The 13,000-nt window shown below is 45.0% G+C and carries 11 protein-coding genes; 8 read left to right on the forward strand and 3 right to left on the reverse strand.

Annotation, left to right across the window (positions count from 1 at the left end; all coding sequences use genetic code 11):
- Nucleotides 1-27: 27 nt before the first annotated feature.
- The 5 genes from GGU45_RS01250 to GGU45_RS01270 are packed head-to-tail and all read left to right on the forward strand — an operon-like array spanning nucleotide 28 to nucleotide 4,764.
- On the forward strand, nucleotides 28-1,221 hold the full coding sequence (locus GGU45_RS01250) for a glycosyltransferase family 4 protein (protein WP_435221296.1): 1,194 nt from the start codon (nucleotides 28-30) through the stop codon (nucleotides 1,219-1,221).
- 39 nt (nucleotides 1,222-1,260) lie between these two features.
- Nucleotides 1,261-2,160, forward strand: a complete 900-nt coding sequence (locus GGU45_RS01255; protein WP_435221298.1) for an NAD-dependent epimerase/dehydratase family protein — start codon at nucleotides 1,261-1,263, stop codon at nucleotides 2,158-2,160.
- 53 nt (nucleotides 2,161-2,213) lie between these two features.
- Nucleotides 2,214-3,425, forward strand: a complete 1,212-nt coding sequence (locus tag GGU45_RS01260; protein WP_435221299.1) for a polysaccharide biosynthesis protein — start codon at nucleotides 2,214-2,216, stop codon at nucleotides 3,423-3,425.
- 9 nt (nucleotides 3,426-3,434) lie between these two features.
- A complete protein-coding gene (locus GGU45_RS01265; RefSeq protein WP_435221300.1) occupies nucleotides 3,435-4,163 on the forward strand; it encodes a sugar transferase in 729 nt (242 codons plus the stop codon).
- A 37-nt stretch (nucleotides 4,164-4,200) separates the two neighbouring features.
- The gene (locus GGU45_RS01270) at nucleotides 4,201-4,764 is read left to right on the forward strand and encodes a DUF5715 family protein (protein ID WP_435221302.1); all 564 of its coding nucleotides are present in this window, start codon (nucleotides 4,201-4,203) and stop codon (nucleotides 4,762-4,764) included.
- Here GGU45_RS01270 and GGU45_RS01275 read toward each other — a convergent pair.
- Nucleotides 4,751-5,173: a VOC family protein gene (locus tag GGU45_RS01275; protein WP_435221303.1), complete on the reverse strand. Its 423-nt coding sequence runs from the start codon at nucleotides 5,171-5,173 to the stop codon at nucleotides 4,751-4,753. The two genes, GGU45_RS01270 and GGU45_RS01275, sit on opposite strands and share 14 nt — an antisense overlap.
- Before the next feature lie 222 nt (nucleotides 5,174-5,395).
- Between GGU45_RS01275 and GGU45_RS01280 the strand changes: the two genes are divergently transcribed.
- A complete protein-coding gene (locus GGU45_RS01280; protein WP_435221305.1) occupies nucleotides 5,396-6,403 on the forward strand; it encodes a GlxA family transcriptional regulator in 1,008 nt (335 codons plus the stop codon).
- 506 nt (nucleotides 6,404-6,909) lie between these two features.
- On the opposite strand, the gene GGU45_RS01285 is transcribed toward GGU45_RS01280, so the two are convergent.
- Nucleotides 6,910-7,941 carry an Atu2307/SP_0267 family LLM class monooxygenase gene (locus GGU45_RS01285; protein WP_435221306.1) on the reverse strand — a complete coding sequence of 344 codons (1,032 nt, stop codon included), beginning with the start codon at nucleotides 7,939-7,941 and terminating at the stop codon, nucleotides 6,910-6,912.
- A gap of 300 nt (nucleotides 7,942-8,241) precedes the next feature.
- Here GGU45_RS01285 and GGU45_RS01290 point away from each other — a divergent pair, with 300 nt between their 5' ends.
- Nucleotides 8,242-8,919, forward strand: coding sequence for a DUF1003 domain-containing protein (locus GGU45_RS01290; RefSeq protein WP_435221308.1), 678 nt, complete (start codon nucleotides 8,242-8,244; stop codon nucleotides 8,917-8,919).
- 201 nt (nucleotides 8,920-9,120) lie between these two features.
- On the opposite strand, the gene GGU45_RS01295 is transcribed toward GGU45_RS01290, so the two are convergent.
- A complete protein-coding gene (locus tag GGU45_RS01295; RefSeq protein ID WP_435221309.1) occupies nucleotides 9,121-10,617 on the reverse strand; it encodes a glycoside hydrolase family protein in 1,497 nt (498 codons plus the stop codon).
- Between the two features lie 151 nt (nucleotides 10,618-10,768).
- Between GGU45_RS01295 and GGU45_RS01300 the strand changes: the two genes are divergently transcribed.
- The gene (locus GGU45_RS01300) at nucleotides 10,769-12,982 is read left to right on the forward strand and encodes an HAD-IIB family hydrolase (RefSeq protein WP_435221311.1); all 2,214 of its coding nucleotides are present in this window, start codon (nucleotides 10,769-10,771) and stop codon (nucleotides 12,980-12,982) included.
- The last annotated feature ends 18 nt before the right edge of the window (nucleotides 12,983-13,000 follow it).

The following is a 13,000-nucleotide window of genomic DNA, read 5'->3' on the forward strand; positions in this document are numbered from 1 at the left end:
CCATCCCAAAAATAAATTTCGACTTGAATGATGCCCAAATTATTACGAATAAGTACTGTTCCGCATTCGCTGGATCTATTATTAAAAGGGCAATTAAAGTATGTCTCCCAGCATGGGTTTGAAGTAATTAGCGCTTCCAACGGCGAAGGAGGGGTTAAAAATATAGAAACAAGAGAAGAAGTAAAACACTATAGGCTTCCATATACAAGAAAGCTTAGCCCATTAAGAGATCTTATCAGTTTAATTTACACCATTTCTTTAATTCTGAAAACCAAACCAACAATTGTGCATACGCACTCCCCAAAAGCCGGAATAATTGGCATGTTATCTGCATACATTTGTCGCGTTCCTTTAAAAATCCACACAGTGGCTGGTCTTCCCCTGATGGAAACAAGTGGTTTAAAAAAAAGAATACTGATACTGGTTGAAAAGATAGCCTATTTCTGCGCAGATTTTGTTTTACCCAATTCGCACAATCAAAAAGGATATATTTTAAAAAACATTTGCAATAAGAACAAAATTCAGGTTATAGGAATGGGCAGCTCAAATGGAATAGATTTGAGTTACTATAATCCCGATTCAGTAAATGACCATTTTATAGCAGATTTTAAACAAAAAAAGAATATACAACCTGATACAACTGTTTTTTGTTTCGTTGGCCGTCTGGTTTATTATAAAGGAGTGAATGAAATCATTCAGATGTTTAAAATACTCGACAAGAAATATACCAACATAAAATTAATTTTAGTAGGGCCGTTTGAAAATCTTTATCCCTTAGAACAGGAAACACTAAAAGAAATAGACAAAAATGAAAACATAATAAATGTCGGGCATCAAGACGATATAAGACCTTACCTAAAAATGGCAGATATTTTTTTATTCCCAAGCTATCGTGAGGGCTTTCCCCAGTCTTTAATGCAGGCAGCTGCCATGAATCTGGCGTGTATTGCAAGTGACATCAATGGATGCAATGAAATATTAGACAATAACATAAGTGGAATATTAATTGAGCCCAAAAATGCAGACGCATTATATCATGCAGCAGAAACGCTTCTCAATGATAAAAAACTACAGTATTCATTAGCAAAAAAAGCCCGGTTAAAGATGGAAGCGTTCTATGAACAAAACAAGTTCTGGGATGAAATTATTTCATTTTACAACAATAACCTGCCCGCCTCAAAAAAAAGTAAGGGTGATGGAATCCCTCGTACAAAAATATAAAGAACATTCATCTACTAATATTATTAACCTCCAATCATTATGTCAGAGAGTCTTCTTTTTACGGGTGCAACTGGCTTTTTAGGCAATAATATAAAAGCGTTGCTTGAAAAAAGCTATACGATTACAACCATGGGGTCTTCTGCTATGAATCACTACCAGGTGGATATTGCAAAGCAAATACCCAACCTTGATAAACCCTATGATATTATTCTTCACGCTGCCGGAAAGGCACATTCGATACCAAAGACGGATGCTGAAAGGAATGCTTTTTTTGATGTGAACTTGCAGGGTACAAAAAACCTTTGCGCAGCATTTGAAAAATCGGGCTATCCACATGCCTTCATATTCATAAGCACAGTTGCCGTTTATGGCTGCGAAAAGGGGGAGAATATTTCAGAGGATCATCCATTAAATGGAGCCGAACCGTATGCTTTAAGTAAGAAAAAAACAGAAGCCTTTTTATTAGATTGGTGCAACAGGCACAACATTGTACTTAGTATACTACGCCCGGCTTTAATAGCGGGTTCAAACGCTCCAGGAAATTTGGGAGCCATGGTGAATGGCATAAAAACCGGAAAATATGTAAGTATCGCAGGAAGTAAGGCGCGCAAAAGTGTTTTAATGGGCCGGGATATTGCAGATCTGGTTCCGTTGTTAACAAAAAAAGGAGGAATATATAATGTTTGCGATAATTCACACCCAACTGTTAAAGAACTTGAAATACTCATTGCCCGCCAATTGAATAGACCCCCTCCTAAAAACGTTCCTTATTGGGTAGCAAAGGCTATAGCGTTAGCAGGAGATATACTAAATAATAAAATCCCGATCAATACCAAAAAGTTAAAAAAAATAACAGAGACTTTAACTTTTAGTAACCAAAAAGCAAAAAAAGAATTGCACTGGCAGCCTTCAGATGTCATGCAGAACTACCGCATCTGACAGCAGTATTTCAAAATTGAATTTAGAAACAACGAAGTATAAAACTATTAACAATGCCCCTAAACTTCAACATCGAAAAATTCACAGGCACCCATATAACGCGCCGCCCTCAAAGCCTGTTCTTACCTGACATGGAGACCCATGCCGAGAAATTGCATACGGAAATAAAAGATAAAAACGTATTGGTCATCGGCGGTGCCGGCACGATCGGTTCCTCATTCATCCGAACACTTGTACGGTATCATCCCGGTAAATTAATAGTAGTCGACATCAATGAAAACGGGCTTACCGAGCTTGTCCGGGACTGCCGGAGCCGGCCTGAACTTCAAATGCCAGATAATTTTAAAACCTACCCCGTCAACTTCAGCGACAAAGCGTTCCGGAAAATTTTTGAGCACGAAGGTCCTTTTGATATTGTTGCCAATTTTGCAGCGCACAAACATGTGCGCTCGGAAAAAGACATCTTTTCCATAGAGGCCATGGTAGAAAATAACGTTACAAGAGCAAAAGACCTGCTGGAGCTGCTGACCCAATATCCCCCCAGGCATTTCTTTTGCGTATCAACCGATAAAGCCGCCAACCCTGTAAACGTAATGGGCGCCAGCAAGAAGCTGATGGAAGAAGTGATCCTCGCCTACTCCGGGAAAATGAAAATTACTACCGCACGGTTTGCCAACGTAGCTTTCTCAAACGGGAGTCTGCTGGCGGGTTTTATAGAACGCTTGCTAAAACAACAGCCGCTCGCGTGCCCTTCCGATGTAAAGCGCTTTTTTGTTTCCCCCGAAGAATCGGGGCAGATCTGCCTCTGCGCCTGCATTCTTGGGCAATCGGGCGAGATCTTTTTCCCAAAACTGGAACCATCCAGCATGGTCAACTTCGCCGATATTGTTCCGCCATTTTTGAATGAAATGGGATTTGAAATGGAGGCCTGCTCATCAGAAGATGCGGCAAAACAGGCGACAGCCGATATTCAAAATGGCCGCTACCCTGTTTACTTTTTCCCCAGTAGCACCAATGGCGAAAAATTGTATGAAGAGTTTTATACGGAAGAAGAAGAACTGGATACCCGCTCTTTTCAATCCTTCGGTACTGTAAAAAATGCCAAACGAAGATCCATTGAAGATCTGGACAAAATCGTACACACTTTAAGACTGGTTTTTGAAGATGCAAGGGCCGAGAAGAAGGATATCGTTTCTGCATTGAATGCGATGATCCCCGGATTTGAGCATATCGAAACAGGTGTAAACCTTGATCAAAAAATGTAATTCTTAATCATGTATCTTTTTCTTAAACGCCTTATTGACCTTACGGTTTCACTGATCCTGTTCCTGGTCATGCTCCCCTTTATGCTCCCGATAGCGGTCATCCTTCTTTTAACGGGTGAGCACTACGTATTTTACCGGCAAAAAAGGATCGGGTATAAAAACAATTACTTTCATATTATTAAGTTTGCTACGATGCTCAAGGACAGCCCCAATATGGGCACCGGGCTGATCACCGTAAGAAAAGATCCCCGGCTGCTTCCGATTGGTGGTTTTCTGCGAATGACAAAGATTAATGAACTGCCACAGATCATTAATGTGATCAGGGGTGATATGAGCCTTGTAGGCCCCCGCCCCCTTGTTGACCAAACATTTAACGCCTATACGGAGGAAGTGCGCAACCAGGTGTACGACTCCCCTCCGGGAGTCACCGGCATCGGGTCGATCATTTTTCGCGATGAAGAACAGCTGCTTACCAACACTAAAATGGATCGTGTAGAATATTATAAAAAAGTAATCGCTCCATATAAGGGTGAACTGGAAATGTGGTACAACCGGCATAAAAATCTCCGGGTCGATTTCTGGATCCTCTTCCTCACGGCATGGTCCATCATCAGCCCGGACACAAAACTTCCGCACAAAGTTTTCAAAAACCTGCCCCAACGTACTTTTGCAGATATTGCCCAAACAAGGCCTGTGTTTAATGCAGCAGATCTCAAAAAAAGGAGTGTACACCCCTAACCCCTATCTTTGCCCGGTCTTGATCAGCCAATATTTAATGAAACAACTCTTCGTTTTTTTGGGAGCGCTGCTCCTGGGCGTTTGGGTACCACAGCATCTTTTTGCGCAGAGTGCCCGTTACAAAGCGCACCTGGATGTGGCGCGCCGGCACGGTGTTCCCCTGTTAAAAAGCAGCGCACAGGTCAAAAGCTATGTGAGCAAAAAGAAGCTAACCAAGGTTAACTCCGGAAAAGGATACCGGGTGCAGAAACTCACTTACAGCACGCCTTATCTTACCCCCAGGGCAAAGGCTGTGCTAAACCAGATCGCGCGTTCTTTTTATGCGCAAACCAAAAGCACATTTACGATTACTTCGCTCACACGGACCCTGAATGGGCAGGACCGGCTTCGCCGGGTAAACGGAAATGCGACCTCGGGCATCAGCTCGCATAACTATGGCAGCTCTTTCGACATTTCCTATATCCGTTTTAATGGACGAAAGCGCCCCAATAAACGGCTCGAACGCGCCTTGCATGCAGTCCTGGCCAACTACCAGGCCCGTGGGAAGATCCTCTTTATAAAGGAATACTATGTTAGCTGCTTTCATATTACGGTTCGTTAAGTTCCGGCATAAAATTCAGCATCCAGCGGATCCCAAACCTGTCTGTTAATGAGGCGTAGTAACTTCCCGATTTGGTGGGGATGACCTGCTGTGTGGCCCTGCCGCCTTCACCAAGCCGCCGATATACCCGCATTAATTCCTTCAGGCTCCTGCATTCCAGCATCAACGCAATATTATTGCCCTGATATAACCCTTCTTCGGGCACCATATCCGTTGCAATGAGTTCTGCATAGGGCGACCGCAAAGAGGCCTGTAAAATATACTGTTCCAGCTTTTTGGGCAATTGTCCCATCTCCAAAGAGGCGCCCAGCGTTTCGAAATGCAATGCTCCTCCCAGGCATTCCCGGTAAAAAAGCATCGCCTCCCGGCAATTGCCGTTAAATGTTAAATATGATTTGATACGGATCACGGGCTATTCTTTCAACCACAAAGTTGGCCCAATTATAACGTAAACCATGGTGGCAGATACGTCATTGAAAGGGGTTGTTAACGACAGCGACATTTTTTATCTTTACAAAAATTTTCTACATGAAACATTCATTATAAAATTTTCATTTTTATCACAAAGGGAATGAAAATTTTATACCTGATAAGTTCCATTCGACAAAATCAAAAAATAAAAAGTATACGAATGAAACGGATCTGCGTCTACGTCCCCATCAACGGGGTTATTGAAGCCATTACGCCGGCAGCAAGAATTTTCCAGACCGCCAATGATTTTTTAACCGCCAATGGCTATCCTGCAGCATTCAGGATAGAGCTGGTGGGGCTGAACAAAACGATTCCTCTTTCTAATGGGTTATACACCGTAACCGCAGACCGGTTGCTTAAGGAGGTAACGGAGGCAGACCTGCTGATTATTCCCGCGCTGATCGATGCAGACATGAGCAAGGCGGTTGCCGCAAACGAGCCGGCATTGCCCCTTATTGCGGCGATACATGCCCGGGGCACCGAGGTGGCATCCCTATGCCTGGGCGCCTTTTTACTGGCAGCTACCGGCATCCTCGATAACAAAAAATGCTCTACCCACTGGGCCTACTATCATGAATTTATGCAATTGTATCCGCAGGTGGCCATCGCAGATGGTACGGTTATTACTGATGAGGCAGGGATCTATTCCAGTGGCGGGGCCAATTCCATCTGGAACCTCCTTTTATACCTTGTGGAAAAATACACCAATCGCGAAACGGCAATCCTCCTTGCCAAATATTTTGCCATCGATATTGACCGGAACAGTCAAAACGCTTTTTCCATATTTAAAGGGCAGAAAGATCATAATGATGACGGCGTTATAAAAGCCCAGGATTTTATAGAAAAGAATATTGGCGAACGCATCAGCATCGACCAGCTGGCAGGCCTTATTGCTGTTAGCCGGAGGAGCTTTGAACGCCGGTTTAAACAAGCCACCAATAATACGGTGCTGGAATACATTCAACGTGTTCGTATTGAAGCGGCCAAGCGTAAATTTGAATCCAAACGCCAGAATATAAACGAGGTCATGTACGACGTAGGATACACAGATACCAAGGCCTTCCGGGATGTATTCAAAAAAGTAACCGGGCTTACACCGATCGAATACCGCAACAAATATTATAAACCAAACCTGGAAATGCCTCCGGCAAATTATGCTTTTTCGTAAACACTGAAACGGCATCGGTTACTGTCGTTCCGAATTCATTTCCGGACCTAACATGAATGGTGTTGTAACAGGCATAGATCCCGGGTCAAGCCCGGGATGACATCTTGCCAACGACTGAATACGTATTAACCATCAATCAGACTTTGGCCCTATCGTCCTGAATTTGTTCATAGTCATCCTGTACTTGTTTCAGGATCTATAGAACCGACAGGCTACAATTATTACAGCCATTCACCAGAAAGATCCTTCATCTCCGGGTTTTGTTCACGGATCAGGTTCAACTTCCATTCCCCACCGCTTCAACTGTTTTTCGCGTGCTATTGCATTCCGTATGTCAGAAAAATAAATTCAGCATGACAGGAAAACAAGCTGCCAATGACAGAAAAAAAAGTTCAGCAGGACAGGGAAACAACGTTAGCAGAACGAGAAAACAAGTCGGGTATAACATGCTACGGCCAACCGGGTAAACAAGATCCAGTACAAATAATCAAAGAGAGATTGCCCTATTACCGTAATGCCTCCCGTACCTTCGGTGCTATTTTTGTTCCATAGATCTCAATGGACTTCATAATATCCTTATGCAGCGGCGCCCCGGTATCCATATGTGTGGCAAAACGTGTAAGCCCGAACATTTTCTGCAGGTATAAGATCTTATCGATGGCCTCACTGGCATCTCCAATCACTAATGCGCCATTTTTTGTTTTACCAAAATCGAACTGGTTTCTCCTGTAAGGAGGCCATCCCCTGCTACGCCCAACACGGTCCATCTGCGCCGCATACAGCGGGTAATACATGTCGCTAAGTGCAGCGCTATCGTCCCCATAAAACCCATGCACATGAATACCTACCTGGTATTGATCCATCGGGTGCCCGTACTGTTGCCAGGTTTCTTTGTACAATTCAAAAAAGGGCTGAAACTGCGCCGGTGAGCCACCGATAATAGCAATCATCAACGGTAATCCTAACCGTCCGGCGCGCTCCACAGACGAAGGGGTACCCCCAACAGCCACCCAAACGGGCAGATGATTATCAGTAGCTCTTGGCAATATCATTTGCTCCTGCAACGGAGCCCGGTGTTTCCCCTTCCAGGTGATCACCGGCTCTTTGTTGATCTTTAATAGCAGGTCCAGTTTTTCCTCAAACAAGGAATCATAATCGCGGAGATCATATCCAAATAATGGAAAAGATTCAATAAAACTGCCCCGCCCCGCCATCAGCTCCGCCCGGCCACCCGACAGCTGGTCTACCATGGCAAAGTTCTGATACAATTTAACCGGATCAGACGAGCTGACAACCGACACGGCACTCCCCAACTTTATATTCTTTGTTACCGTTGAAGCTGCCGCCAGCACAATTTCGGGGGTAGGAACGGCATAATCCGGCCGGTGATGCTCCCCAATGCCAAAATAATCCAACCCTACCTCATCCATTAATTTTATTTCCTCAATAATTTCTTTTAACCGTTCACCAGGAGCCTGCACGCTATTGGTTGCCGCATCAAAATGAAGGTCTCCAAACATACTGATACCAAGTTCCATATTTTTTTATTTGACTACAAATTTAACGGACTCCCACGGAGTTGGGCTTAACCTAGATTAATGCAGGTGCATTCTAAATTGTCGCACTCCCATAAACGCAATGTCACCCATGATGTCATCCCCGGCTTGACCCGGGATCTATTGCTGTTTCAGGGGCTGTGTAAATCAGGTATAGATGCTGAAATAAATTCAGCATGACAGGAAACAAATTCAGCATGACAGTGACCATTTGAAATGTACCCAGTAAAGCTAAGCTTTTAAATCCGCCTCCAAAAGCTTAGCTTTATAAAAAGTACAGGCATGAATGATTCCGTATTCACCGCTTCATCCGGCAACCACGGCAAAGAAAATGCGCATGTCCCCTGCAGACAACTGCGCCCCGCTCTATTTGAGTACATTAAACTGGAACGCCCGGAGCTTAAACGTTCAGACAGTATTGCTTATAACGAGCTCAATGAATACAAACTGCGCTATATTTCCAAATACCTCCTGCGGGATATTCACCAGCTTTCAGAATTGGAAGACAGTGTGATTTCTTCGATGACCAATCAAACGATCATATCGGATATGATTGATGAAGACGATAGCAATAAACTAACGCTTGGGCAGCGCCTGGCCGACCGGGTATCTGGTTTTGGCGGCAGCTGGACCTTTATCATCTCTTTTATTGTTTTCCTGCTGGTCTGGATCCTTTTCAATCTATACTGGTTGCACAACAAAGGATTTGACCCCTACCCTTTTATCCTGCTAAACCTGCTGCTGTCCTGCCTTGCCGCGCTTCAGGCGCCCATCATTATGATGAGCCAGAACCGGCAGGAAGAAAAAGACCGCGCACGCTCAAAAATGGATTATATGGTCAACCTCAAATCCGAGCTCGAGGTCCGTATCCTTCATGAAAAGCTGGACCAGTTATTGTCCAACCAGGAAGAATATATGACGCGCTTAATAGATCTGGAAAAGAAACAGTCCCACAGTTAATTTGAAAATGTGGAAATAAGATTCGGTACGAACCGGGGTCTTCGTATATTAAGGTTTAACGTTCAAGGTTTAAGGTTTCACGTTAGATCCGGTTTTATACTCCATGAGCCGTTCATCGTTTCTTGTTTAATGTTTGAGGTCCAATATTAACAGGGTTCTTCATATATTAGTAGGTTCATCAGAAATCAGAAATCAGAAATTTCAGAGTTTCAGAGTTTCAGTGGCATCACTCCCGTATTCACTCTCCGGTATCGGAAGGTTTTTTAACGTTGCACTTCTGAGGGAGATGGTAGAAGAAGCAGAATACAGACCGATTCCGTTTCCAAAATAAGTATAATCGATCAGCGACAACTTTACAACTCCGTCAATAGCCAGCTCAATATAATTTCCATAACGGATCAGCCGGAAATGAAATTCCTTTTCCTCCTTCAGATGAAAGATATTATCCTGAAGTACATTGTATACAAAATTGGAACGGGTATTGGCCGCATTAAAGCCCCAGCTTTGCAAGTGTACCACGCTGTTGATGACATCAAAGCTATAGTAGTAGCCGGAACCCTCTTCATCAATGTCTGTTACCAGCCCCAGTTTGCCCATGCCCTCCACCGCAAGTATCCCTTCCCAGATAAAGCCGGGCGCCGACTTCTGGATCACAAAAACCTCATACCCGCTGCGGGATCCGCAGGTCCACTTATCCTGCTCCTGTTCAAAGGCAGCCGTGGGATTATTAAAAAGCGGAATGATATCCCCCATCTCATTCTGTGTAAGGGTTTGGATCACCATCTGATCCCAGCGGTAATAGCTTTTCAGCACCAGTCTTCCCCGGTCATCTGTTTCCAATTGTTTGGGCGGCGGAAAAATGCGCAGGGCGTTCACGTTGCCGTTTGCATAAAAAAAATTATACACCAGCAGGTAGTCCCCATCACGCTGGATGCGCGCGGCATAGTTTCCCTGCGGCAGTAGCACATTATTATGAAAACAATGATACTCGCCCATAAAATCCGGGGCAAACCAGTACCGTACTTTTATATCTTCACGTATGGAGCCTAACAGGTAGTGCGTTCCGTTGAGCTCAAAAACACAGGGGCATTCCACATCATCATAGGCCCGTGGAAAATGCAGCGGCGGATGAAAGATCAGCTCTTTATCCATCAGCTGCACCAGGCCCACACAGCCCCTCCGCGAAACCGGCCCTGTAGCGGCTCTTGTACAAACCAGAAAGAACGTCTTTTCCCCGTAATCGTACCGGAAAGGATCCCGGAAGCTCATCCAGAGCCGGGGATTATTCTCATACGTTTCATAGTGCGGCGCCCGGGGGCCAAAGGGGAATATTTCATCATTCACTTTCTGCCAGTCGAACAGGTTATCCGACACCGCCAGACCGATCTTTGATACCACGCCCCGGTCTTTGCGCTGCAGGCCTGTATAATACATTTCGAACCGGTTATTGGATTCATATACCTGCATGGTCCATAACATATCATCATCCCAATCGCCGGGATCGCCCACAAACAGGGCATTTTTAACCCTTCGCCATGTGATCCCATCTTTTGAAACTGCATGGGCGATATAATCATGGTTGGGAATAATAAGATGAAAAAGATGATATATATTCTTATGCAGGATCATAGTTACATCCCCTATTTCCCATTCGCTGAATCCTGAGCCGGAATATAAATTGTCGGTTAAGCGCTCCATTCTTAAAAAATTAGTTATATTTCAACTGTAATGACTTTGATATCGCCCCGTTGTTACCCTTGTTACCGGTTTATCCGGGGCCTGCGTCCTGCGGTTTAAGCCCTTCCCTTAAAAAATGGTATAAATGCCTCAACCTATAAAATAATATACAATGCAAGGATATTATATACAACTCTTTAGTCCGCATGGCCTGATCCGGCATCACAAACCTGAGATCGGGAGAGATAAAGACACGGGCGGACAGGTAAAATATGTACTGGAATTACTGGAGGCCCTGTCGCACCACCCGCAGGTCCGGAAGGTGGATCTGTTCACCAGGCGGATTGCCGACAAGCGGGTTTCGGAAACCTATAATCATGAAATAGAAACCCTGTCATCCAAAGCCCGTATTGTACGGATCACCTGTGGCGGTCACTTATACAAACCTAAAGAAAGTTTATGGGATAACCTTGATGAATTCGTAGACAAGGTTATCCGCTTTATCGAAAAGCAGGACGATTATCCGGATATTGTACATGGCCACTATGCCGATGGCAATTATATAGCCGGTGAGATCAGCAAGATTTTTGAGGTCCCCTTTATTGCTACGGGACACTCGCTTGGGCTGAATAAAAAGGATATCCTTTTAAAAGACGGGCTTTCTGAAGACACGATTAACCAGAAATTCAATATGACCCGGAGAGTGCAGGAAGAAGAAGAATCCCTGCGGCTGGCCAGCCTGATCATTGTAAGCACCCAACACGAAATCGAAACCCAATACCGCTGGTACCAAAATAAAGACAAAGCCCGTTTCCGCATTATTTCACCAGGTATTAACAACGAGGTTTTTTACCCGTTTTACCGGGTAGGAATGCCTTCCTTCAGCATTCCATTGGAACAGGAACAGGCGATGTACCGGGTGAGCTCCGAAATAGAACGTTTTCTTTTTGCCCCGGGCAAACCCCTCATCCTTTCGATAGGCCGGGCAGACAAACGAAAAAATTTTGAAACCATTATCGACTGTTTCGGGCAGGACAAGGAATTGCAGAGTATGGCAAACCTGGCTATTTTTGCAGGCGTACGGAAAGATATCACGCAAATGCCGCCGGACGAGCAGGAGATCCTTACCGGCCTGCTCCTGCTGATGGACAAATATGATCTCTACGGCAAAATGGCGTTGCCCAAAAAGAATGATCCATCGCTGGAGGTTCCTGAAATTTATCGCCTCGCCGCGCAACGAAAAGGCGTTTTTGTAAACGCCACGCCCGGCGAAAATTTCGGGCTCACCATTGTGGAAGCGGCTGCCTGCGGCCTGCCCATAGTAGCTTCGCCCACCGGTGGTCCAAAAGAGATTATTGGCAATGCCCGCAACGGTATGCTGGTAAATGTGCAGGACACCAGGGAAATAGCCGATGCCTTAAAAAAAATCATTGCAGACACGGCGCTTTGGGAAAAATATTCTGCCAACGGTATCCGGGCCGGGCAGGAAGACTATTCCTGGGAAGCGCATGTAAATGCCTACATCAAATCTATAGATGGAATATGCAAGCCGCAGATCCTCCTGAAAGAAACCCAGGAACTTCCCCTGGGAAAAAAACTAATGAAGGCCGATTATTTTTTCATTTCAGATCTTGACGGAACGCTCATTGAGGGCGAAGATGCTACGGGCCTGGACGCCATCAAACAATGGGTTGACGAAAATAAAAATAAAGTAATTTTTGGCATAGCCTCCGGTAGAAACAAAGCGCTTACCAATGCAGCGCTCCGGCAGTTCCAATTTCCTGAACCGGATATCCTGATCTGTTCGGCCGGCACGGAGATCTATTATACACGGAATTTTTTGCCCGACCCCGGCTGGGAGCGTCATATCAACCACCAGTGGAAACGAAAAGAACTGGTGGCCGCCCTGGACCACTACCCCGGCCTGCATCTGCAGGAAGCCGATGCCCAGTGGGAATACAAACTCAGCTACTATGTTACCGACCGCTTTAACGAAGGCGACCTTGCCAATCTTTATAAATTCCTGGACGACCGCCGGCTAAGGGCAAAGATCCTGCTGACGGATAACCGGTTCCTTGACATTTTGCCGGTAAGGGCCGGAAAAGGAAATGCCGTCCGCTACCTGAGTTACAAATGGCAGTTGCCGCTGGATCACTTTATAACAGCTGGTAACGGCGGCAACGATATCGACATGCTGCGCGGCAGTACCCGAGGTATCGTGGTATCCAACCACAGCCCGGAACTGGAACTGCTCAAAAAAAGCCGTCATGTATATTTTGCCCGGCAAAAACAGGCCGCTGGTGTTATGGAGGGCATCCGCTACTATCGGGACCTTCATCCTGCAAAAACTGCAAAGGCCGATCCTTCCGATAAAAATCAGAAATGAGGAATTATATTCTTATTT

The organism is Niabella hirudinis (genome assembly GCF_051201075.1).
GTDB classification, from domain to species: domain Bacteria; phylum Bacteroidota; class Bacteroidia; order Chitinophagales; family Chitinophagaceae; genus Niabella; species Niabella hirudinis.